Source organism: Pseudomonas sp. AC252 (genome assembly GCF_979258105.1).
Genome location: NZ_OZ409837.1, coordinates 3,919,780 through 3,940,207 on the forward strand (window position 1 = coordinate 3,919,780; position 20,428 = coordinate 3,940,207).

Sequence of the window (20,428 nt, forward strand, 5' to 3'; positions counted from 1 at the left end):
AAGATGGCCGGGCGCTGTTTTATCCAAGTACGTTTGAGGTGATTCCCATGATGAAAGGTGGCATGGCCGGCCTGATGAAGCAGGCGCAGCAGATGCAGGAAAAAATGGCCAAGATGCAGGAAGAACTGGCCAACGCCGAAGTCACCGGCAAGGCCGGCGGCGACATGGTCACCGTGGTGATGACCGGTCGTCACGACGTGAAAAGCGTGAGCATCGACCCAAGCCTGGTCGAAGGCCTGAGCGAAGACGACAAAGAGATGCTGGAAGCCGTGGTCGCCGCCGCCGTCAACGACGCCGTGCGCAAGATCGAAGCCAACAGCCAGGAAAAAATGGGCAGCATGACCGCCGGCATGAACCTGCCAGCGGGTATGAAACTGCCATTCTGATTCGCCATTTGGCGGCAGATGGGCTACACAAAATGCCAGGCATCGCGCCTGGCATTTTTGTTTCTGACCGGCGCGGATCGTTCCTACGCTCTGCGTGGAATGCCTCTGGGGATGCTCCGCGTTCCAGCTTGCGATTGGGACGCGGAGCGTCCCGGGCTGCATTCCCACGCAGAGCGTGGGAACGATCAGTGGGAGCGAGCCTCGGTCAAAACTGAAGAAACATCGAACACACCACCGCTACCAAGGTCTGCTCCCTATACACCGAATTCCCCATTCACAGGAGACGCTGACATGTCCGACCCTCTCACCCTCAACCAACGTTTCGTCCTCGCCTCGCGCCCGACCGGCGCACCGACCCCGGAGAACTTTCGTCTGGAGCGCGAGGCGCTGCCGGATCTGCAGGACGGTCAGGTGTTGCTGAAAACCCTGTACCTGTCGCTCGACCCGTACATGCGCGGACGTATGAGCGACGCACCGTCCTACGCTGCGCCAGTGCAGATCGGCGAAGTCATGACCGGCGGCGCCGTCAGCCGGGTCGAGCAATCCAATCATCCGAAATTTCATGTTGGTGATCTGGTGGTCGGCGCGACTGGCTGGCAGAGCCACAGCATCAGCGACGGTCGCAACATCATGCCGATCCCGGCCGGCCTGCCGAGCCCGTCGATGGCCCTCGGGGTGCTGGGCATGCCAGGCATGACCGCGTACATGGGGCTGATGGACATCGGTCAGCCGAAAGAAGGCGAAACCCTGGTGGTGGCTGCGGCGTCCGGTGCCGTCGGCTCGGTGGTCGGGCAAGTGGCGAAGATCAAAGGCCTGCGCGCGGTCGGCGTAGCCGGTGGGGCCGAGAAGTGCAAATACGTGGTTGAGGAGCTGGGTTTTGATGCCTGCATCGACCACAAGGCCGACGACTTCGCCGAGCAACTGGCCAAGGCCTGCCCCAACGGCATCGACATCTATTACGAGAACGTCGGCGGCCATGTCTTCGACGCGGTCGTGCCATTGCTCAACCCCAAGGCGCGCATCCCTTTGTGCGGCCTGATCGCCGGCTACAACGCCGCCGAGGCGCCGACTGGCCCGGATCGCCTGCCGATGCTGCAACGCACTCTACTGACCAAGCGTGTGCGTATTCAGGGCTTCATCGTTTTCGACGATTACGGTGACCGTCAGCCGGAATTCATCAGCCACATGGTGCCGTGGGTACGCGACGGCAAGGTCAAGTTCCGCGAGGACGTGGTCGAAGGTCTGGAGCAGGCGCCCGAGGCGTTCATCGGTCTGCTGGAAGGGCGCAACTTCGGCAAACTGGTGGTTCGGGTTGCCCAGGACTGAGGATTTGACGCTGGCCAGAGGCGCGGGTATAAACCGCGTCTCGTTGTTTAGTCGGACTGTGTACCCATGAGCTTCAGCCCTTTGATTCGCCAACTGATCGACGCCTTGCGCACTTTGCCGGGCGTGGGTCAGAAAACCGCTCAGCGCATGGCGTTGCAGTTGCTCGAACGTGATCGCAGCGGCGGCACTCGTCTGGCTCAGGCCTTGAGCCAGGCCATGGAAGGCGTCGGCCATTGCCGCCAGTGCCGCACGCTCACCGAAGATGATCTGTGCCCGCAATGCGCCGACCCGCGCCGCGATGACACGCTGCTCTGCGTTGTAGAGGGGCCGATGGATGTCTATGCGGTGGAGCAGACCGGTTTCCGTGGCCGCTATTTCGTGCTCAAGGGGCATCTGTCGCCGCTGGACGGCCTGGGGCCGGAAGCGATCGGCATTCCGCAATTGATGGCGCGGATTGAAGAGGCGGGGACCTTTGCCGAAGTCATCCTCGCCACCAACCCGACGGTCGAAGGCGAGGCGACGGCGCATTACATTGCGCAGTTGTTGCAGAACAAAGGTCTGATCGCTTCGCGGATTGCCCATGGCGTGCCGCTGGGCGGTGAGCTGGAGCTGGTCGATGGCGGCACGCTGGCGCATTCGTTTGCCGGGCGTAAACCGATTTCCCTCTGAATTTGCGGCGTCTGAACTGACGCCTTCGCGAGCAGGCTCGCTCCCACATTGGTTTGTGTCGTTCACAAATCCCCTGTGGGAGCGAGCCTGCTCGCGAATGGCGCGCCGCGGTCCATCTGATTCACACAATTTCATTGATAACCAAGCAAGCGCTCGGTTAACGTCGGCGAACCCTTCCGTGGAGCTCGCCCATGCCTGCCTTTCAGGAATACTTCGACCCCAGCCACCAATTGGTCCGCGACAGCGTCAGGCGTTTCGTCGAACGCGAGATCCTGCCGGACATTGATCAGTGGGAAGAAGCCGAAAGCTTTCCCCGTGAGCTGTACCTCAAGGCCGGTGCGGCGGGCATTCTCGGTATCGGCTATCCCGAAGCGCTCGGCGGCAGCCATGAAGGCGATCTGTTCGCCAAGGTCGCCGCCAGTGAAGAGCTGATGCGCTGTGGCTCAGGCGGGCTGGTGGCGGGGTTGGGTTCGCTGGATATCGGTTTGCCGCCGATCGTCAAATGGGCGCGGCCTGAAGTGCGAGAGCGGGTCGTCCCCCAAGTGCTCAGCGGCGAAAAGATCAGCGCCCTGGCGGTCACCGAGCCCGGCGGCGGCTCCGACGTCGCCAACCTGCAAACCCGCGCCGTGCGAGACGGCGATTTCTACCGGATCAGCGGCAGCAAAACCTTTATCACCAGCGGCGTGCGCGCCGATTTCTACACCGTCGCGGTGCGCACCGGTGCGCCGGGGTTCGGCGGTATCAGCCTGTTGCTGATCGAGAAGGGCACGCCGGGTTTCAGTGTCGGTCGGCAATTGAAGAAAATGGGCTGGTGGGCGTCGGACACCGCTGAATTGTTCTTCGACGATTGCCGCGTGCCTGTAGGAAACCTCATTGGCGCAGAGAATATGGGCTTCGCCTGCATCATGGGCAATTTTCAGAGCGAACGGCTGGCGCTGGCATTGATGGCCAACATGACGGCGCAATTGGCGCTGGAGGAGAGCCTGAAGTGGGCGCGCGCGCGTGAGGCATTTGGCAAACCCATCGGCAAGTTTCAGGTGATCAAACATCGCCTCGCCGAAATGGCCACGGCGCTGGAAGTGTCGCGCGAGTTCACGTATCGGCAAGCGGCAAAAATGGCGGCGGGGCAGAGTGTGATCAAGGAGATTTCCATGGCGAAGAACTTCGCCACCGACACGTCTGACCGGATTACCACCGAAGCGGTGCAAATTCTTGGCGGGCTCGGTTACATGCGCGAAAGCCTGGTGGAGCGGCTGTATCGGGATAACCGCATTCTGTCGATTGGCGGCGGGACGCGGGAAGTGATGAACGAAATCATCAGCAAGCAGATGGGACTCTAAAAGCAAAAAATCGTCCGATGCATGATCGTTCCCACGCTCTGCGTGGGAATGCAGCCCGGGACGCTCCGCGTCCATATCGCAAGCTGGAACGCAGAGCGTCCCTTGAGGCATTCCCACGCGGAGCGTGGGAACGATCAATCTTTAGATCTTGATTATTTATCAGTCAAAGCAAACTGCGTCAGGCAGAAAGTCGGGATGCCCATGTCCTGCAAGCGCTGCGAACCTTGCAGCTCGGGCAGATCAATGATCGCCGCCGCTTCATGCACCCGCGCGCCCATGCGGCGAATCAGGTTGGCCGCTGCAATCAACGTCCCGCCGGTAGCGATCAGGTCATCGAACATCACCACCGAATCGCCTTCACACAGGCTGTCGGCGTGCACTTCCAGAAACGCTTCGCCGTATTCGGTGGCATATCCTTCGGCGAGCACGTCCGCCGGCAGTTTGCCTTGCTTGCGGAACAGCACCAGCGGTTTGTTCAACTGATAGGCCAGTACCGAACCGATCAGAAAACCCCGGGCATCCATGGCGCCGATGTGGGTGAAGTCGGCTTCGACGTAGCGGTGGGCGAAGCTGTCCATCACCAGGCGCAGCGCCGTCGGCGACTGGAACAACGGGGTGATGTCGCGAAAGATCACACCCGGTTTCGGGAAGTCGATCACGGGGCGGATCAGGGATTTGATGTCGAAGGAGTCGAAGACCATCGGGGTGTCCTGGCAGGGCTGCAAACGGCGCAGTATACCCGCGGCTGAAACGATTCGCTCAACCGCGGGTCGTGATCAGCCTTCGATCGAACCGCCGGCCAGTGCGCACAGCTGGATCGGGTCGAGAATATGGATCTCCTTGCCCTCGGCGGCAATCAGCTCGTTCTGCTGGAAACGGGTGAACACCCGCGACACGGTTTCCACCGCCAGGCCCAGGTAATTGCCGATTTCATTGCGCGACATGCTCAGGCGGAACTGGTTGGCCGAGAAGCCGCGAGCGCGGAAGCGGGCCGACAGGTTGACCAGGAAGGTCGCGATGCGCTCGTCAGCGGTCTTCTTCGACAGCAGCAACATCATTTGCTGATCGTCGCGAATCTCGCGGCTCATCACCCTCATCAACTGGCGGCGCAGTTGCGGCAATTGCAGGGCCAGTTCGTCGAGGCGCTCGAAAGGGATTTCGCAGACAGAAGTGGTTTCCAGCGCCTGGGCCGACACCGGGTGTTTCTCGGTGTCCATGCCCGACAGTCCGACCAGTTCACTCGGCAGGTGGAAGCCAGTCAGTTGCTCTTCACCGGCATCGCTCAGGCTGAAAGTCTTCAGGGCGCCGGAGCGAACCGCATAAACGGAATCGAAGGTGTCGCCCTGGCGGAAGAGGAACTCGCCCTTCTTCAGCGGGCGGCCGCGTTTAACGATTTCGTCCAGCGCGTCCATGTCTTCCAGATTCAGCGAAAGTGGCAGGCAGAGCGGGGCCAGGCTGCAATCCTTGCAATGGGCCTGGTTGTGAGCGCGCAGTTTGACTGGCTCGGACATTTCTTCAATCCTTGTGGGAAAACACACATAAGCCGTAAGGGTAACTCACGCGAGGACATTCAGGCCAGCACGCGGCGGCGTTGTCCCACAGACATAAAGCCGCAGCACCTGCGGCCGATAAACAGCTATCAGCATCCATTCAGGGAAGGCCCCGATGACCGCCATTGGCACGCTAGGCCCCGGTAGCAGCGGCGTTGCTGCCGCGCCGGAGATCAACAATACCGACGCTGCGATCAACCGCGATGACGACTTGTCGAACACGGCAACCCCGACCTTGGTCGAGGGCGTCAAAGTGTCGCTGTCTGGCGCGGCCATCGCCAAATCCGCTGCTGTCGGCGGCGAGAACAGCGACGTCGATAACAGCGGCTTGCCGGAGAACATCCAGCAATTGCTGAAGATGATCCGAAAAATCCAGAAGGAGATCATCGAGAAGAAAGCGCGCATGGCGGCGGTCATGTCCGACAGAACGCTTTCCGCTGAAGAAAAGATCAACAAGCTCGCCGCATTGCGTGGTGCCATCGCCGCGCTCAACAGTGGCCTGATCACCGCCAACCTCGCCTTGTCGAAAGTGATGAACCAGTCGGCGCTGACTCCTGACCAGAATTTCAAGGTCGGCTCGTTGCTGAACAAACCTTAAATCACTCGGGAAAAACGCTGGCGGTTCTGCTGCTCAAGGTACGCATCGAAGACCATGCATACCGAGCGCACCAGCAATCGGCCCGCCGGCAACACCTCGATGCGCTCGCGCTCGAGTTTGATCAGGCCATCCTCGGCCATGCCTTGCAGTTGCGGCCACAGCGCACCGAAATAGCCCTGAAAGTCGATGTTGAACTGCTGCTCGATTTCAGCGAAATCGAGTTTGAAATTACAGATCAGTTGCTGAATCACCGCGCGGCGCAAGCGATCGTCGGCGTTGCACACCAGGCCGCGACTGGTCGCCAGTTGCGCGCTGGAGAGGCTGTTCTGATAAGCCGTGAGGTCGCTGCTGTTCTGGCAGTACAAATCGCCGATCTGGCTGATCGCCGACACGCCCAGACCAATCAGGTCGCAGTGACCGTGGGTGGTGTAGCCCTGAAAGTTGCGTTGCAGGGTGTGTTCTTCCTGAGCGATCGCCAACTCGTCATCGGGCAGGGCGAAGTGGTCCATGCCGATGTAACGGTAACCGGCAGCGGTCAGTTGCTCGATGGTGCACTGGAGCATTTCCAGTTTGTGCACCGGGTTCGGCAGTTCGCTGCTGTTGATCCGCCGTTGCGGCATGAAGCGTTCCGGCAGGTGCGCGTAGTTGAATACCGACAGACGATCCGGTTGCAGGCTGATCACTTCCTCGACGGTGCGAGCGAAATTGTCCGGTGTCTGCTTTGGCAGGCCGTAGATCAGATCAATGTTGATCGAGCGAAATTGCAGGGTTCGCGCCGCATCGATCACCGCGCGGGTTTCTTCCAGGCTTTGCAGGCGATTGACCGCGCGCTGCACCGCCGGGTCAAGGTCTTGCAGGCCAATGCTGACCCGGTTGAATCCCAATTCGCGCAACAGGCCCATGGTCGACCAGTCGGCTTCGCGCGGGTCGATTTCGATGCCGTAGTCACCAGAATCGTCATCGAGCAGATTGAAATGCTTGCGCAGGTGCGCCATCAGCTGACGCAATTCATCGTGGCTGAGAAAGGTCGGTGTGCCGCCACCGAAATGCAGTTGCTCGACTTTTTGCGCCGGGTCGAGGTGGCAGGCGATCAACTGGATTTCCTGCTCGAGCCGTTGCAGATACGGCTGCGCACGCCCGCGATCCTTGGTAATGACCTTGTTACAGGCGCAGTAGTAGCAAATGTTCGCGCAGAACGGCACATGCACGTACAGCGACAACGGCCGCTGGGCCTTGCGGCTGTCGCGCAGGGCATGGAACAGGTCGAAAGTGCCGACCTGACCGTGAAATTGCACGGCGGTCGGATATGAGGTGTAGCGTGGTCCCGCCAGATCGTAGCGGCGGATCAGATCAGAGTCCCAACGAATGGCGTCGAGCATGCGGGCATTCCCCCGGATAGGCTGGCAGTGTGGCGAGTCTATCCGGGGGCGGCGATGGGGCTGTTGATTTGCATCAACAGGGGGAGGTGTGTTGATCCTGCGGGCCTCTTCGCGAGCAAGCTCGCTCCCACAGATTTTGTGTACGCCTAAAATCCCCTGTGGGAGCGAGCTTGCTCGCGAAGGCCACGCCGCCGGTTTAATGGCCCATAAGCCAATGCTGATGCGGCCCGGGCAAGGTCCACAAGCCAAACAGAATCACCAGCAAGCCACCCGCCATGCGCACGCTGCGTTTGCGCAAAATGGCCGTGACCCGTTCAGCCGCCAGCCCGGTGGCGAGCAGTACCGGCCAGGTGCCGAGGCCAAAAGCGAGCATGAGCAATGCACTGTCCAGCGCATTGCCCTGGCTCGCGCTCCACAACAGCGTGCTGTAAACCAGTCCGCACGGCAGCCAGCCCCACAGCGCACCGAGCAGCAAGGCGCGCGGCAGGCTGGAAACCGGCAGCAAGCGATTCGCCACCGGTTGAATAAAACGCCACAAGCCACGCCCGAGCGCTTCGATACGGGTCAGCCCGCTCCACCAGCCGGCCAGATACAAACCCATGGCGATCAGCAGTAACCCGGCCAATACGCGCATGAACAGCGCCGCCGGACTGTTGGCGACGGCCCATCCGGCCAGGCCGATGAGCAATCCCGCCGTGGCATAACTGAGAATCCGCCCGAGGTTGTAAGCCAGTAACAGGCGAAAGCGCCGGCTGCGCTGCTCTTTGGGGATCGCCAGGGTCAGCGCGCCCATCAGGCCGCCGCACATGCCCAGACAATGGCCGCCACCGAGCAGGCCGAGGATCAGCGCCGAGACCAGCAGGGGCGCCAGTTCAAGCATGGGGCGGCGCCTTGTCGTCCGGTTTGCCGGCGTTGGCTTCGTCCACGGCGGCGGTGTGATTGGGGTCCTGATCGTCAAACAGGATGCTGTGCGCCGGGCCGTCGAGGTCGTCGTACTGACCGCTGTCCACCGCCCAGAAGAAGATGTACACGGCGATGGCGACGATCAGCAAGGCAGCGGGAATCATCACGTAGAGAGCTGGCATCGGTAACTCCAGGCTCGCGCGGCTCAGGCCGGCAGCGGGCGGGTTTGGGTCGGGCTGCCGGCGGCCGGCGCGCTCGGCAGGCGAGTCAGGCGCAGGGCGTTAAGCACCACGGTCAGCGAACTGATCGACATGCCGACCGCCGCCCACACCGGAGTGATCCAGCCGAGGGCGGCGAACGGCAACATGAGGCCATTGTACAGCGCCGCCCACAGCAGGTTTTCGATGATTACCCGGCGCGTGCGTCGCGCCAGTGTGAAGGCTTGCACCAAGGCGTCGAGGCGGTTGGACAGCAACACCGCATCGGCGCTGGTTTTCGCCAGATCGGTAGCCGAGCCCATCGCCACGCTGATGTCGGCTGCCGCCAATACCGGCACGTCGTTGACGCCATCGCCGAGCATCAGCACTTTGCGACCTTCGCGATGAAGTTGCTGTAGCACTTGCAGTTTGTCATCGGGGCGCAAACCGCCACGGGCCTCGTCGATGCCCAGTTCGGCGGCGACACTGGCGACCATCGGCGAACTGTCGCCGGACAACAACAACGTGCGCCAGCCGCGCGCCTTGCAGGCCGCGAGCAGGGCGGGGGCATCGTCACGCAGGCGATCGTCAAGCACCAGCCACGCCAGCGGCCCGTGGCTGTCGGCGAGCAGCAGCCATTGCCCGGCTTCATCGGGCAGCGACGGCAGCTCCGCGCCGCTCAGGGCACAGGCAAATTCGGCCTGACCGATGCGCAAGCGTTGCTCACCGACCACGCCTTCCAGGCCCAGACCCGGTGTACTGTGCACGTCCTCGGCGGCCAGTGGCGCACGGCCGAACGCCCGGGCGATCGGGTGCTCCGAACGGTTTTCCAGCGCAGCAGCCAGGCTCAGGCATTGCTCACTGTCGAGCGCGCCGAGCGGGCGAATCGAGCGCAGCACCAAGCGGCCTTCAGTGAGCGTGCCGGTCTTGTCGAAGATCACTGTGTCGATCTGGTTCAAGCCTTCCAGCACATGGCCACGGGTCAGCAGCAGCCCGAGTTTGTGCAGGGTGCCGGTGGCGGCGGTGAGGGCGGTCGGCGTCGCCAATGACAGCGCGCACGGGCAGGTCGCCACCAGCATGGCGAGGACGATCCAGAACGCCCGCGCTGAATCCAGTTGCCACCACAGCAGGCCGATCATTGCTGCCGCAATCAGCGACAGCAGGAGGAACCATTGCGCGGCGCGGTCGGCGATTTCCGCCAGACGCGGTTTCTCCGCCTGAGCGCGATCGAGCAGGCGCACGATCGCGGAAAGACGCGTGTCCTGTCCCAGCGCCTGCACTTGCACAGTCAATGCGCCTTCGACGTTAAGCGTGCCCGCAGTAACCGCATCGCCGAGCGTGCGTGGCTGCGGCAGGTATTCGCCGGTCAGCAGCGATTCGTCGATGCTCGACTGGCCGTCGATGATCTTGCCATCGGCCGGCAGAATCGAGCCCGGCTGCACCAGAATCCGCTCGCCTACGCGCAATTCGCTGAGCAGGATGCGTTCGCTCTGACCGTCGCTATCCAGGCGCAGGCACGAGGCCGGCAACAGGTTGACCAGTTGCGCAGTGGCAGCAGCGGTGCGTTCGCGGGCGCGGCGTTCCAGATAACGCCCGGCGAGCAGAAACAGCGCGAACATGCCGACCGCATCGAAGTACAGCTCGCCGACGCCGGTGATCGACGTCCAGATTCCGGCGATATAAGCGCTGCCGATCGCCAGCGATACCGACACGTCCATGGTCAGGTGGCGGGTACGCAAATCGCGCATCGCGCCTTTGAAGAACGGCGCGCAGCTGTAGAACACGATCGGCGTGGTCAAAAACAGCGCGACCCAGCGCAGGATCGTGTGCAGCTCGGGGCTGAGGTCGATGTTGAATTCCGGCCATGTCGCCATGGTCGCCATCATCGCCTGAAACCACAGCAGACCGGCGACGCCGAGTTGGCGCAGGGCCAGGCGATTCTCGCTGGCCAATTGTTCGCTGGCGCGATCGGCTTGATAGGGGTGGGCGGCGTAACCGATGTGGCGCAGTTCGGCGAGGATCTGGCTCAGTGGCAGTTGTGCATCGGCCCAACGCACGTGCAGGCGATGGTTGGACAGGTTCAGCCGCGCTTCGGCGACGGCGGGCAGGGTGCGCAAGTGTTTCTCGATCAGCCAGCCGCAAGCGGCGCAACTGATGCCTTCCATCAACAAGGTGGTTTCAGCGAGGTCGCCTTCGTGGCGGACGAAGGGTTGCTGCACGTCGGCGCGGTCGTACAGCGCCAATTCATCGCTCAGTTGCACCGGCAGCGCTTCGGGGTTGGCCGAGGCTTCACTGCGATGCTGGTAATAGCTTTCCAGGCCACCGGCGACAATGGCTTCGGCCACGGCCTGACAGCCAGGGCAGCAGAACTCGCGGGCCTGCCCGAGGACGACGGCGGTGAAGCGGCTGCCGGACGGGACGGGCAGGGCACAGTGGTAGCAGGGGGTTGGGCTGGTCATGGTGCGCGTTCCGATGATCGTTCCCACGCTCCGCGTGGGAATGCCTCCCCGGACGCTCCGCGTCCGCTTCGGCTGGGACGCGGAGCGTCCCGGCTGCGTTCCCACGCAGAGCGTGGGAACGATCAGAGTAAAAGGCTTAGTTTTTCAGGTCTTCCGCACCCTGCAATGGCTCATCACCCAGCAGCAGTTCCTTGTCATGGCTGACCAGCTCTTCTTCGAACATGCGCCACACGTGCTCGTCCTGGCTTCCGAGCAATTCGACAAACCGCCGACCTTCAACCTTGTCACCCAACTGGCCGATGTAGCGCCCGCTCTCGCTTGCGCTGCGGGTCAGAACGATCTTGCGATCCTTCTCCGGCTGGGTCGGCGAGATCAGGTTCAGCTCCAGGGTTTGCGGCTGGCTGTCACCGTTCAAGCGCAAGTCGACTTCACCGGTCACGTCATCCAGGTGCACCGCTGCACGCAGCTTAAGGGTTTGCGCCAGCAGCTCGCGATCCAGTGAACGGTTGATGCCTTTGCCCGCTTCGTAATAGTTGTCGTTGACCAGATTGTCCGGGTTGTTCACCGCGATGGTCACCATGGACAGGGTCAAGGCCACCGAGCAGGCGAGGATGGCGATGATGATCCACGGCCAGAGGTGCTTGTACCAGGGACTTGCGGCGTTTGCAGCGGGCATGTTCAAAATTCTCTCAACGGATTTGTGGGCCGATGAATCGGCTCTTGGCTTCAACGTGGACGCTGTCGTCATCGGCGTCCTTGAGGGTGAATTTCACCTCGTTGGTGCTCGATGGCAGTTGTTCCGGCGCGCTCGACAACTCGACCGGCATGCTGACGATATCGCCGGCGGCCACCTTGATCTCGCGCTTGCCTTGCAGGCGCAGGTCCGGCAGGCCCTCGGCTTGCAGCAGGTAGGTGTGGTCGCGCTGATCCTTGTTCATGATCTTCAGGCTGTAGACGTTTTCGATCCGCCCTTCAGCGTTTTCGCGGTACAGCACGCGGTCCTTGCTGACATCGAATCCAACCAGCGAGCGCATGAAGAACGCGGCGACCAACAGGCTGATCATTGCCAGCAGTACCACGGCGTAACCGATCAGGCGCGGACGCAGTTTATGGGTTTTCTGCCCCGACAGGTTGTGTTCGGTGGTGTAGCTGATCAGCCCGCGCGGGTAATCCATCTTGTCCATGATGCTGTCGCAGGCGTCGATGCACGCAGCGCAGCCGATGCACTCGATCTGCAGGCCATCGCGGATGTCGATGCCGGTCGGGCAGACCTGCACACACATCGTGCAGTCGATGCAATCGCCCAGCCCCAGCGCCTTGTAGTCGATGCCTTTCTTGCGCGGCCCACGGCTTTCACCACGGCGCGGGTCGTAGGAAACGATCAGTGTGTCTTTGTCGAACATCACGCTCTGGAAGCGCGCATACGGGCACATGTAGATGCACACCTGCTCACGCAACCAACCGGCATTGCCGTACGTGGCGAGGGTGAAAAAACCGACCCAGAAATACGACCAGCCATCGGCCTCGCCGGTGAAGAACTCGATGACCAGGTCGCGGATCGGCGAGAAGTAGCCGACAAAGGTCATGCCGGTGACGAAACCGATCAGCAGCCACAGCGAGTGCTTGGCCAGTTTGCGCAGGAATTTTTTGGCGCTCATCGGCGCCTTGTCGAGCTTGATGCGCTGATTGCGGTCGCCTTCGGTGACCTTTTCACACCACATGAAAATCCACGTCCATACGCTCTGCGGGCAGGTGTAACCGCACCAGACGCGCCCGGCATAGACAGTGATGAAGAACAGGCCGAATGCAGCAATGATCAACAGACCGGAGAGCAGGATGAAATCCTGTGGCCAGAAAGTCGCGCCAAAGATGAAGAACTTGCGCTCCGGCAGGTTCCACCACACCGCCTGATGGCCGCCCCAGTTCAGCCACACCGTGCCGAAATACAGCAGAAACAACGCCGCACCGCCGAGCATCCGCAGATTGCGGAACAGGCCGGTGAAAGCACGGGTGTAGATTTTTTCTCGTGAGGCATAAAGGTCGACGCTGTTGTTCGCGTTCTTGCTCGGCGGCGTGACGTCGTGTACCGGAATCTGATTGCTCATCATTGCATCCCACGGCAGTGGAAAAATGCCTCGGTCGATACGTGCCAACCGAAGTCAAAAAGGGCTGTTGCAGTAGCGCGATGATACGCCTGCCGCTCTGGCTCAAGGGTGCGACCTTTGGTCGCGTTGGGTAAAAAATGCAGATGGTGTAGCGATTGCGCGAAAGCCTGACGCAGATCAATTGACTAAGTGAGTATGGACGGTTTTGCCGAAGCGGCTAGTTCATCTTTTCAATCGCATGTTCAAGTCGCAGGCGTTGATTTCGCAAAGTTGAATGATAATCCGACGCTCGTTATCACTGCCATTACAAGTTCTACCAGGTTCCAATGGCGCCGCATGTTGTAAGTCGTCGGGTCTGAAATATATAAACTTGATTGTTGTTGGTGAATGCTTTGAAGTTTTCGCTGTATTCGCATAAGTTTTGTTCTCGCGAAAATTCTTTTGCGCATCGACGGTTAACTTAAATGGAATTTAAAGCATGACTTTGAATAATCTAATGAGCCTCTTTATCAGTGCTTGCCTGGTCGCTTCGGCTATTTCCGCTCAGGCTGCTACTGACATGCCGAAACACATGGTATTTGCTTCGGATACTCAGTATCCGTGGACCGACAAGACCGACAGTCGCGAGCCCGAATCGGATTCAGACTTCAAGGAACGCTCGAAATGGCTGGTTGAAACCCAACTCGCGAGCATTGCCGAATTCAGAAATCAACACGGCTCTCTAGCGCAGGTTCCTTTGATGATCAATGGCGATATAACCGCTTTTGGGCACGGTTGGCAGCGGTCTTATATGAAGGCCACTTTGAACAAGTATTTCGCTGGTGATTATTTGTATGGGCTGGGCAATCACGATTATGAAAATAACGTCGACGATTGCTTTACCAATAGCTGTGCTGCCGGGAGTATCGTCGAGTTCAAGGAGCATCATGAGCGTAAAGTCGATAACTTCGATCTGAAGATAGCCAGCGGCTTTCTGGGCAAGACGTATTCCGGAAGCCTCGCCTATTCGAAAAATATCGGCGAAGTGCATATGGTTCAGCTCAACAACGAGCCGACCTACACCGCCCGGATTGCTCATCCATTGAATCCGACGACATTTGAAATCAATGATGCCCTTGACTGGCTCGAGACCGATCTGAGACTGGCCCGAGCGTCGGGTTACGCCATCATCATCAATATGCATAAACCGTTGGACCACAAGGGGAGCTATACGCAACAAAAACGCTTCCGCGATATGGTCAACAAATATCAAGTGACGGCGATCTTTGCTGGCCATTTGCATAAGGATGGCGGTGATGCGTATCAGGAGGGGAACGTGCCTGTTTACCTGAGCGGCAGTACCTCTCAGCAGACCTATCTGACCGCTAGCTTCACCGAGGACCGCAAGCATCTGCAGGTTTATCTGGTGGAAAACAACCAGTGGCGCAATCGGACGTTGATCGACACCACGGCGGTGCATTCAATCTTTGCCCAACGCCCATGAAAAACGCCCCGCCGATGATCGGGCGCGGGGTGTCTATCTACCAGTTATTCGCGGCGATCCATGGGTTGATCAGAGGGACGCCGCTGAGCTGGAAGTCGGCAATTTTTCGCCGCTCGGAAACTACATGGGTATCCAGTAGAAACATCAGCAAAGATCCACGCTGCGAGGCGTGATGACGGTGCGCTCGGGTTCGCCCTTGTCAGAGCAGTCGACCGCCGCCGAGGCCGTCAAGTCCGCCACCGTTACCGGGGCTGTTCATGGTCTGCTGCGAAACCTTAGGTAACGGTTTGGCAGAGGTTCGTTCGAACCTTGCCCTGTGGGCAGAGCTGGTGTGAGGCTGATTCTGCTGCGTGCGTTGATCATCTTTCGACATTAGGGCTTCATCCTTGAAGTGGACCCGATATGGCTTATCGGGGCCGAAAAACCCTACCGGGCATCGCAGCTCAGGTCCATTGAACAAACGTTTCGAATCATGAATGCCGGCATGAAAAAAGGCCCCGCCAATCTCATTGGCGGGGCCTTTTACGCTTCAAGCGTTGGCGTTACTCTGCCTGCGCTTCCGCTGCTTTTTCACCATGTGACAAGCTGTAAACATACGCCGCCAGCAGGTGCACCTTGTCATTGCCCTGCAGTTGTTCCTGCGCTGGCATCTGGCCCTGACGGCCGTAGCGGATGGTCTGCTGCAGTTGCGCGAAGCTCGAGCCGTAGATGAACGCGCCCGGATGGGTCAGGTCAGGCGCGCCCATGGCCGGCGTTCCTTTGCCGGCAGGGCCGTGGCAAGCCACGCAGTTGGCGGCGAAGAGTTTCTGGCCATTGGCCGGGTCGGCCTTGGTGCCTTCCGGCAGCTTGCGCCCGTCGAGATTGGTCACCACGAAGGCGGCTACGTCAGCCACGCCTTGCTCACCGATCACTTCAGCCCACGCCGGCATCACCGCGTGGCGGCCGCCCATGATGGTGGTCTTGATGGTTTCCGGCTCGCCGCCCCAGCGCCAGTCGGCGTCGGTCAGGTTGGGGAAGCCATAGGCACCCTTGGCGTCGGAACCGTGGCACACCGAGCAGTTGGACGCGAACAGACGGCCACCCATCTTCAGTGCTTGCGGATCCTTGGCGACTTCTTCGATCGGCATCGCCGCGAACTTGGCGAAAATCGGACCGAAGCGAGCGTCGGAACGGGCCATTTCCTTTTCCCACTCGTGGACGCCGGTCCAGCCGGTCTGGCCGTTGGCGAACGCGGTCTGCTTCTCGGTATCCAGATAATTGTAGCCCGGCAGCAGACCTTTCCAGTTGCCCAGACCCGGGTACAGCGCCAGGTAACCCAGGGCGAACACGATGGTGCCGACGAACAGCATGAACCACCATTTCGGCAGTGGGTTGTCGTACTCCTCGATCCCGTCGAAGGAGTGGCCGACCGTCTCGTCCGTCTGTTCGCTGCGCTGGCCCTTGCGGGTCGACAGCAGCAGCCAGGTCAGGGCGAAGATCGTACCGAGACTGAGGACTGTGACGTACAGACTCCAGAATGTAGTCATTCTTTGTTACTCCTAGAAGCTTGCTCGACGTGCTTGATGGCTTCGGGATCATCGGCAAAAGGCAGCATGGTCGCGTCGTCGAATTCCGACTTGCGCTTGGGGCTGAACACCCACAAGGCCAGACCGATGAAGGCCACCATCACGACCACGGTGCCCAGGCCTCGAATCATCCCGATATCCATCAGATTCACCGTTTGCTTTTGATGATGGTGCCCAGGCCTTGCAGATAGGCCACCAGCGCGTCCATTTCGGTTTTGCCCTTCACGGCATCCTGTGCACCGGCGATGTCTTCGTCGGTGTACGGCACGCCGAGGGTGCGCAAGACTTCCATTTTTTTCGCGGTTTCCTTGCCGTCGAGCTTGTTTTCCACGAGGAACGGGTAAGCCGGCATTTTCGACTCGGGGACCACGTTGCGCGGGTTGTACAAGTGCGCACGTTGCCAGTCATCGGAGTAACGTCCGCCCACGCGGGCCAGGTCCGGCCCGGTACGTTTGGAACCCCACAGGAACGGGTGGTCCCAGACGCTTTCACCGGCAACCGAATAGTGGCCATAGCGTTCGGTTTCAGCGCGGAACGGGCGAATCATCTGCGAGTGGCAGCCGACACAACCGTTGGCGATGTAGACGTCGCGGCCTTCCAGTTCCAGCGCCGAGCGCGGCTTCATGCCCTCGACCGGCTTGTTGGTGACGTCCTGGAAGAACAGCGGAACGATTTGGGTCAGGCCGCCCACACTGACGGCGATGACCATGAAGAAGGCCAGCAGGCCAATATTCTTCTCGACAGCTTCATGCTTCATCAGTGAGCTCCAACGACGGCAATCTTGGCGGCGGCTTCGGCTTCAACCGGATCCGACGCGCGAACGGTGCGGTACACGTTGTAAGCCATCAGCAGCATGCCGCTGGCAAAGAAAGCACCGCCCAGCGCACGGACGATGAAGCCCGGGTGGCTGGCCTGCAGCGCTTCGACGAACGAGTAGGTGAGGGTGCCGTCATCGTTGATTGCACGCCACATCAGGCCCTGGGTGATGCCGTTGACCCACATCGAGGCGATGTAAAGCACGGTGCCGATAGTGGCAAGCCAGAAGTGCGCATTGATCAGCCCGGTGCTGTGCATTTGCGCCCGGCCGAACAGTTTCGGAATCATGTGGTAGATCGCGCCGATCGAAATCATTGCTACCCAACCGAGGGCGCCGGCGTGTACGTGGCCGATGGTCCAGTCGGTGTAGTGCGACAGCGAGTTGACCGTCTTGATCGCCATCATCGGCCCTTCGAAGGTCGACATGCCGTAGAACGCCAGCGACACCACGAGGAAGCGCAGGATCGGGTCGGTGCGCAATTTATGCCAGGCGCCCGACAGGGTCATCATGCCGTTGATCATGCCGCCCCAGCTTGGCGCCAACAGAATGATCGACATCGCCATGCCCAGCGATTGTGCCCAGTCCGGCAGCGCGGTGTAGTGCAGGTGGTGCGGGCCGGCCCAGATGTACAGGGTAATCAACGCCCAGAAGTGCACGATCGACAGACGATAGGAGTAGATCGGGCGTTCGGCCTGTTTCGGCACGAAGTAGTACATCATCCCGAGGAAACCGGTGGTCAGGAAAAAGCCCACGGCGTTGTGGCCGTACCACCACTGGATCATCGCGTCAGTGGCACCGGAGTAAGCCGAATAAGACTTGAACAGGCTGACCGGCAGCGACATGTGGTTGACGATATGCAGCATCGCGGTGACGACGATGAACGCGCCGTAGAACCAGTTGCCGACATAAATGTGCTTGGTTTTGCGCTTGGTGATGGTGCCGAAGAACACCAGACCGTAGGTGACCCAGACAATCGCCAGCAAGATCGCGATCGGCCATTCCAGCTCGGCGTATTCCTTGGTGGTGGTGTAACCCAGCGGCAAGGTAACGATGGCGCCGACGATGACCGCTTGCCAGCCCCAGAAGGTGAAGGCCGCGAGGCTGTCGGAAATCAGTCGCGTCTGGCAGGTTCGCTGCACGACATAGTAGGAAGTGGCAAACAGTGCACAACCGCCGAAGGCGAAAATCACCAGGTTTGTGTGCAACGGGCGCAAGCGTCCAAAGCTCGTCCACGGCAGACCGAAGTTCAGTTCCGGCCAGACCAGTTGCGAGGCGATGAAGACACCGAGCCCCATGCCAAGGATCCCCCAGACCACCGTCATGATGGCGAACTGGCGGACTACCTTATAGTTATAAGCAGTCGGACTGATTGCTGTGCTCATTCTAAGGTTCCACGGTTTGGGTATTTTTATAGGGATAAAATCGGCCGCAAGTATGTATAAAGCAGGGGGTCATTGCAACGCGCCATGACCTGGGTCAATGCTTTCCAACGCTGATTCTGCGGCCTTTCCATGCGCCGCGTAGGGTCAAAAATGGCCTCTGACAAAATGTCGCAGTGGGCGTGAAAAGCTCGCAATCCGGATCGCCGTCAACGGTGCCCGTTCACACGTTGTGATCGGGGGATTGAAGGCAATCGGCGCAACAGCCGTTATCTACCTGCGTTTGCGGCGAATCCATCAACCGGTTCATGGTGCGCATTGTTCGGGATTGATCTGAAAACCGACTTCAGCCGGTCCGCTTCGATGAAGCGTAGACCCGAATCAGGGGTTCCGAAAGGAGAGGGCGCGAGGGGTGCGACAAAAAGAAGCAGCTACGAGCTGCAAGCTGCAAGCGACAAGTGGGTACAAGTCGCCTGCAAAATTGCATACAGGGCTGTTGCTTTTACTTGGAGCTTTCAGCTTGAAGCTTGCCGCTCAATTGCTCATCATTTTTCGAAAGGCTGTACACATAAGCGGCAAGCAATTGCACTTTATCGTTGCCCAGCAGTTCGTTCTGCGCTGGCATGTGCCCTTGGCGACCATGGCGAATGGTCTGCTCAAGCTGGGTAAGGCTGGTGCCATAAATGAAGCCGGCCGGATGAGTCAGGTTTGGCGCGCCCATCGCTGCAGTGCCTTGGCCGCTGGCGCCATGACAGGCAACGCAAGTAGTGCTGAACGCCTGCTGCCCGGCTTGCAGATCTGCCTTGCTGTCGGCGGGTAGCGGCAGGCCGGCGAGTTCGTGGCGCACATACGCGGCAACGTTTTTCACCCCAGCCTCACCGAGCACTTCGCCCCAGGCCGGCATCGCCGCCATGCGGCCGCCCATGATGGTGGCCTTGATCGTCTCGGCATCGCCACCCCAGCGCCAGTCGCTGTCGGCGAGATTAGGGAAGCCGAACGCGCCCTTGGCATCCGAGCCATGGCACACCGAGCAATTGGAGGCGAACAGACGACCACCCATTTTCAGCGCCTGTGGATCCTTGGCCACTTCTTCCAGCGGCATCGCCGCGAATTTGGCGAAGATCGGACCGAACCGGGCGTCGGCCTTGTTCATTTCCTTTTCCCATTCGTGCACGCCGGTCCAGCCATCCTCGTAACCGGGCAGGATGCCTTTCCAGTTGCCCAGGCCCGGATACAGAATCAGATAACCCACCGAGAACACCAGCGTGCCGGCGAACAGCATGAACCACCACTGCGGCAGCGGGTTGTCGTACTCCTCGATGCCGTCGAAGCTGTGGCCCATGGTCTGGTCGACGCTGCCCTTGGTCTCGCCCCGGCGGGTGCCGATCAGCAGCCAGGTCAGGCCGATCAGGCTGCCAATGGTCAGTACGCAGATCCACGTACTCCAGAAGGTGGTCATGGCCGGGTACTCCTTGTTTCAGGGGCTGAAATTGTTTCGGGTAGTGGTTCGTCGGCGAAGGGCAGCAGGCGTGCTTCGGCGAATTCCGGGGTGCGCTTGCGGTTGAACACCCACAAGGTCAGGCCGACGAAGGCGACGAACACCACGACCGTGCCGAGGCCGCGAATCAGGCCTGCACTCATTTCAATGACCATGACTTACCTCTTGCTCTTGATTGCAGTGCCGAGCACTTGCAGGTAGGAAACGAGGGCGTCCATTTCGGTCTTGCCCTTGAGGCTGGCGACCGCGCCGCTGATGTCGTCATCGGTGTACGGCACGCCGAGGGTGCGCATGGTTTTCAGCTTGGTTTCGGTGTGGCTGCTGTCGACCGCTTGGGTGACCAGCCACGGATAGGCCGGCATCTTCGATTCCGGCACGACGTTGCGCGGGTTGTACAAATGCGCGCGGTGCCAGTCATCCGAGTAGCGCGCACCAACCCGGGCGAGGTCCGGCCCGGTGCGTTTCGAACCCCACAGGAACGGGTGATCCCAGACGCTTTCACCGGCCACCGAGTAGTGCCCGTAGCGTTCGGTTTCGGCTCGGAACGGGCGGATCATCTGCGAATGGCAACCGACGCAGCCTTCGCGGATATAGATGTCGCGGCCTTCCAGTTGCAGCGCGGTGTAGGGCTTCATGCCTTCTACCGGTTTGTTGGTGACGTCCTGGAAGAACAGCGGGACGATCTGGGTCAGGCCGCCGATGCTCACGGCGAACACCATCAGCAGCATCAGCAGGCCGACGTTCTTTTCAATCGTTTCGTGTTTCATGGCGGAC

21 protein-coding genes are annotated in these 20,428 nt (G+C 60.3%); 6 read left to right on the forward strand and 15 right to left on the reverse strand.

Annotated features, from left to right (window positions below; genetic code table 11):
• Positions 1-47 precede the first annotated feature (47 nt).
• From ACZZZ4_RS17865 to ACZZZ4_RS17880, 4 genes are all read left to right on the forward strand, one after another.
• A complete protein-coding gene (locus ACZZZ4_RS17865; RefSeq protein WP_003223337.1) occupies positions 48-386 on the forward strand; it encodes a YbaB/EbfC family nucleoid-associated protein in 339 nt (112 codons plus the stop codon).
• Between the two features lie 291 nt (positions 387-677).
• Positions 678-1,712: an NADP-dependent oxidoreductase gene (locus tag ACZZZ4_RS17870; protein WP_039763023.1), complete on the forward strand. Its 1,035-nt coding sequence runs from the start codon at positions 678-680 to the stop codon at positions 1,710-1,712.
• A 66-nt stretch (positions 1,713-1,778) separates the two neighbouring features.
• Positions 1,779-2,381, forward strand: coding sequence for a recombination mediator RecR (gene recR, locus ACZZZ4_RS17875; protein WP_463548342.1), 603 nt, complete (start codon positions 1,779-1,781; stop codon positions 2,379-2,381).
• Between the two features lie 191 nt (positions 2,382-2,572).
• On the forward strand, positions 2,573-3,721 hold the full coding sequence (locus tag ACZZZ4_RS17880; RefSeq protein WP_463548343.1) for an acyl-CoA dehydrogenase family protein: 1,149 nt from the start codon (positions 2,573-2,575) through the stop codon (positions 3,719-3,721).
• A gap of 152 nt (positions 3,722-3,873) precedes the next feature.
• On the opposite strand, the gene ACZZZ4_RS17885 is transcribed toward ACZZZ4_RS17880, so the two are convergent.
• A complete protein-coding gene (locus ACZZZ4_RS17885) occupies positions 3,874-4,422 on the reverse strand; it encodes an adenine phosphoribosyltransferase (RefSeq protein WP_024012326.1) in 549 nt (182 codons plus the stop codon).
• A 75-nt stretch (positions 4,423-4,497) separates the two neighbouring features.
• Positions 4,498-5,232 carry a fumarate/nitrate reduction transcriptional regulator Fnr gene (gene fnr, locus ACZZZ4_RS17890; RefSeq protein WP_016773865.1) on the reverse strand — a complete coding sequence of 245 codons (735 nt, stop codon included), beginning with the start codon at positions 5,230-5,232 and terminating at the stop codon, positions 4,498-4,500.
• A 154-nt stretch (positions 5,233-5,386) separates the two neighbouring features.
• Here fnr and ACZZZ4_RS17895 point away from each other — a divergent pair, with 154 nt between their 5' ends.
• Positions 5,387-5,869 carry a hypothetical protein gene (locus ACZZZ4_RS17895; protein ID WP_463548344.1) on the forward strand — a complete coding sequence of 161 codons (483 nt, stop codon included), beginning with the start codon at positions 5,387-5,389 and terminating at the stop codon, positions 5,867-5,869.
• Here the strand turns inward: ACZZZ4_RS17895 and hemN are convergent.
• From hemN to ccoG, 6 genes are all read right to left on the reverse strand, one after another.
• Positions 5,866-7,248, reverse strand: coding sequence for an oxygen-independent coproporphyrinogen III oxidase (gene hemN / locus ACZZZ4_RS17900; RefSeq protein WP_463548345.1), 1,383 nt, complete (start codon positions 7,246-7,248; stop codon positions 5,866-5,868). The genes ACZZZ4_RS17895 and hemN overlap by 4 nt on opposite strands.
• 196 nt (positions 7,249-7,444) lie before the next feature.
• Positions 7,445-8,128, reverse strand: coding sequence for a sulfite exporter TauE/SafE family protein (locus tag ACZZZ4_RS17905; RefSeq protein WP_041479091.1), 684 nt, complete (start codon positions 8,126-8,128; stop codon positions 7,445-7,447).
• The gene (ccoS, locus tag ACZZZ4_RS17910; protein ID WP_039763029.1) at positions 8,121-8,333 is read right to left on the reverse strand and encodes a cbb3-type cytochrome oxidase assembly protein CcoS; all 213 of its coding nucleotides are present in this window, start codon (positions 8,331-8,333) and stop codon (positions 8,121-8,123) included. Before ccoS ends, ACZZZ4_RS17905 begins: the two co-directional genes overlap by 8 nt.
• Positions 8,334-8,356: 23 nt before the next feature.
• Positions 8,357-10,807: a heavy metal translocating P-type ATPase gene (locus ACZZZ4_RS17915; RefSeq protein WP_463548346.1), complete on the reverse strand. Its 2,451-nt coding sequence runs from the start codon at positions 10,805-10,807 to the stop codon at positions 8,357-8,359.
• A 136-nt stretch (positions 10,808-10,943) separates the two neighbouring features.
• Positions 10,944-11,483 (reverse strand): FixH family protein, encoded by a 540-nt coding sequence (locus ACZZZ4_RS17920; protein WP_415763158.1) that lies wholly within the window; start codon positions 11,481-11,483, stop codon positions 10,944-10,946.
• Between the two features lie 13 nt (positions 11,484-11,496).
• Positions 11,497-12,912 (reverse strand): cytochrome c oxidase accessory protein CcoG, encoded by a 1,416-nt coding sequence (ccoG, locus tag ACZZZ4_RS17925; protein WP_463548347.1) that lies wholly within the window; start codon positions 12,910-12,912, stop codon positions 11,497-11,499.
• Positions 12,913-13,390: 478 nt separating this feature from the next.
• Between ccoG and ACZZZ4_RS17930 the strand changes: the two genes are divergently transcribed.
• Positions 13,391-14,395: a metallophosphoesterase family protein gene (locus ACZZZ4_RS17930; RefSeq protein WP_415763156.1), complete on the forward strand. Its 1,005-nt coding sequence runs from the start codon at positions 13,391-13,393 to the stop codon at positions 14,393-14,395.
• Positions 14,396-14,937: 542 nt separating this feature from the next.
• Here ACZZZ4_RS17930 and ccoP (ACZZZ4_RS17935) read toward each other — a convergent pair.
• The 7 genes from ccoP (ACZZZ4_RS17935) to ccoO (ACZZZ4_RS17965) all read right to left on the reverse strand — a co-directional run bounded on the left by ccoP (ACZZZ4_RS17935) (position 14,938) and on the right by ccoO (ACZZZ4_RS17965) (position 20,421).
• Positions 14,938-15,921 carry a cytochrome-c oxidase, cbb3-type subunit III gene (gene ccoP / locus ACZZZ4_RS17935; protein WP_463548348.1) on the reverse strand — a complete coding sequence of 328 codons (984 nt, stop codon included), beginning with the start codon at positions 15,919-15,921 and terminating at the stop codon, positions 14,938-14,940.
• The gene (locus ACZZZ4_RS17940; RefSeq protein ID WP_016775513.1) at positions 15,918-16,103 is read right to left on the reverse strand and encodes a CcoQ/FixQ family Cbb3-type cytochrome c oxidase assembly chaperone; all 186 of its coding nucleotides are present in this window, start codon (positions 16,101-16,103) and stop codon (positions 15,918-15,920) included. The genes ccoP (ACZZZ4_RS17935) and ACZZZ4_RS17940 overlap by 4 nt, the downstream gene beginning before the upstream one ends.
• Before the next feature lie 5 nt (positions 16,104-16,108).
• Positions 16,109-16,717, reverse strand: coding sequence for a cytochrome-c oxidase, cbb3-type subunit II (gene ccoO / locus ACZZZ4_RS17945; RefSeq protein ID WP_007917161.1), 609 nt, complete (start codon positions 16,715-16,717; stop codon positions 16,109-16,111).
• Entirely contained in the window at positions 16,717-18,159 is a 1,443-nt protein-coding gene (gene ccoN, locus ACZZZ4_RS17950) for a cytochrome-c oxidase, cbb3-type subunit I (RefSeq protein WP_039763035.1), read from the reverse strand. The genes ccoO (ACZZZ4_RS17945) and ccoN overlap by 1 nt, the downstream gene beginning before the upstream one ends.
• A 499-nt stretch (positions 18,160-18,658) precedes the next feature.
• On the reverse strand, positions 18,659-19,615 hold the full coding sequence (ccoP, locus tag ACZZZ4_RS17955) for a cytochrome-c oxidase, cbb3-type subunit III (protein ID WP_463548349.1): 957 nt from the start codon (positions 19,613-19,615) through the stop codon (positions 18,659-18,661).
• Complete coding sequence (locus ACZZZ4_RS17960; protein ID WP_016773878.1) at positions 19,612-19,809, reverse strand: cbb3-type cytochrome oxidase subunit 3; 198 nt, start codon at positions 19,807-19,809, stop codon at positions 19,612-19,614. Before ACZZZ4_RS17960 ends, ccoP (ACZZZ4_RS17955) begins: the two co-directional genes overlap by 4 nt.
• A gap of 3 nt (positions 19,810-19,812) precedes the next feature.
• Positions 19,813-20,421 carry a cytochrome-c oxidase, cbb3-type subunit II gene (gene ccoO / locus ACZZZ4_RS17965; protein ID WP_003223389.1) on the reverse strand — a complete coding sequence of 203 codons (609 nt, stop codon included), beginning with the start codon at positions 20,419-20,421 and terminating at the stop codon, positions 19,813-19,815.
• Positions 20,422-20,428: the final 7 nt, after the last annotated feature.

Bases quoted from the DNA above. Each gene is read 5' to 3' on its own strand.
- ACZZZ4_RS17865 (WP_003223337.1), top strand. From the start codon at position 48: ATGATGAAAGGTGGCATGGCCGGCCTGATGAAGCAGGCGCAGCAGATG.
- ACZZZ4_RS17870 (WP_039763023.1), top strand. From the start codon at position 678: ATGTCCGACCCTCTCACCCTCAACCAACGTTTCGTCCTCGCCTCGCGC.
- recR (WP_463548342.1), top strand. From the start codon at position 1,779: ATGAGCTTCAGCCCTTTGATTCGCCAACTGATCGACGCCTTGCGCACT.
- ACZZZ4_RS17880 (WP_463548343.1), top strand. From the start codon at position 2,573: ATGCCTGCCTTTCAGGAATACTTCGACCCCAGCCACCAATTGGTCCGC.
- ACZZZ4_RS17885 (WP_024012326.1), bottom strand. From the start codon at position 4,422: ATGGTCTTCGACTCCTTCGACATCAAATCCCTGATCCGCCCCGTGATC.
- fnr (WP_016773865.1), bottom strand. From the start codon at position 5,232: ATGTCCGAGCCAGTCAAACTGCGCGCTCACAACCAGGCCCATTGCAAG.
- ACZZZ4_RS17895 (WP_463548344.1), top strand. From the start codon at position 5,387: ATGACCGCCATTGGCACGCTAGGCCCCGGTAGCAGCGGCGTTGCTGCC.
- hemN (WP_463548345.1), bottom strand. From the start codon at position 7,248: ATGCTCGACGCCATTCGTTGGGACTCTGATCTGATCCGCCGCTACGAT.
- ACZZZ4_RS17905 (WP_041479091.1), bottom strand. From the start codon at position 8,128: ATGCTTGAACTGGCGCCCCTGCTGGTCTCGGCGCTGATCCTCGGCCTG.
- ccoS (WP_039763029.1), bottom strand. From the start codon at position 8,333: ATGCCAGCTCTCTACGTGATGATTCCCGCTGCCTTGCTGATCGTCGCC.
- ACZZZ4_RS17915 (WP_463548346.1), bottom strand. From the start codon at position 10,807: ATGACCAGCCCAACCCCCTGCTACCACTGTGCCCTGCCCGTCCCGTCC.
- ACZZZ4_RS17920 (WP_415763158.1), bottom strand. From the start codon at position 11,483: ATGCCCGCTGCAAACGCCGCAAGTCCCTGGTACAAGCACCTCTGGCCG.
- ccoG (WP_463548347.1), bottom strand. From the start codon at position 12,912: ATGAGCAATCAGATTCCGGTACACGACGTCACGCCGCCGAGCAAGAAC.
- ACZZZ4_RS17930 (WP_415763156.1), top strand. From the start codon at position 13,391: ATGACTTTGAATAATCTAATGAGCCTCTTTATCAGTGCTTGCCTGGTC.
- ccoP (WP_463548348.1), bottom strand. From the start codon at position 15,921: ATGACTACATTCTGGAGTCTGTACGTCACAGTCCTCAGTCTCGGTACG.
- ACZZZ4_RS17940 (WP_016775513.1), bottom strand. From the start codon at position 16,103: ATGGATATCGGGATGATTCGAGGCCTGGGCACCGTGGTCGTGATGGTG.
- ccoO (WP_007917161.1), bottom strand. From the start codon at position 16,717: ATGAAGCATGAAGCTGTCGAGAAGAATATTGGCCTGCTGGCCTTCTTC.
- ccoN (WP_039763035.1), bottom strand. From the start codon at position 18,159: ATGAGCACAGCAATCAGTCCGACTGCTTATAACTATAAGGTAGTCCGC.
- ccoP (WP_463548349.1), bottom strand. From the start codon at position 19,615: ATGACCACCTTCTGGAGTACGTGGATCTGCGTACTGACCATTGGCAGC.
- ACZZZ4_RS17960 (WP_016773878.1), bottom strand. From the start codon at position 19,809: ATGGTCATTGAAATGAGTGCAGGCCTGATTCGCGGCCTCGGCACGGTC.
- ccoO (WP_003223389.1), bottom strand. From the start codon at position 20,421: ATGAAACACGAAACGATTGAAAAGAACGTCGGCCTGCTGATGCTGCTG.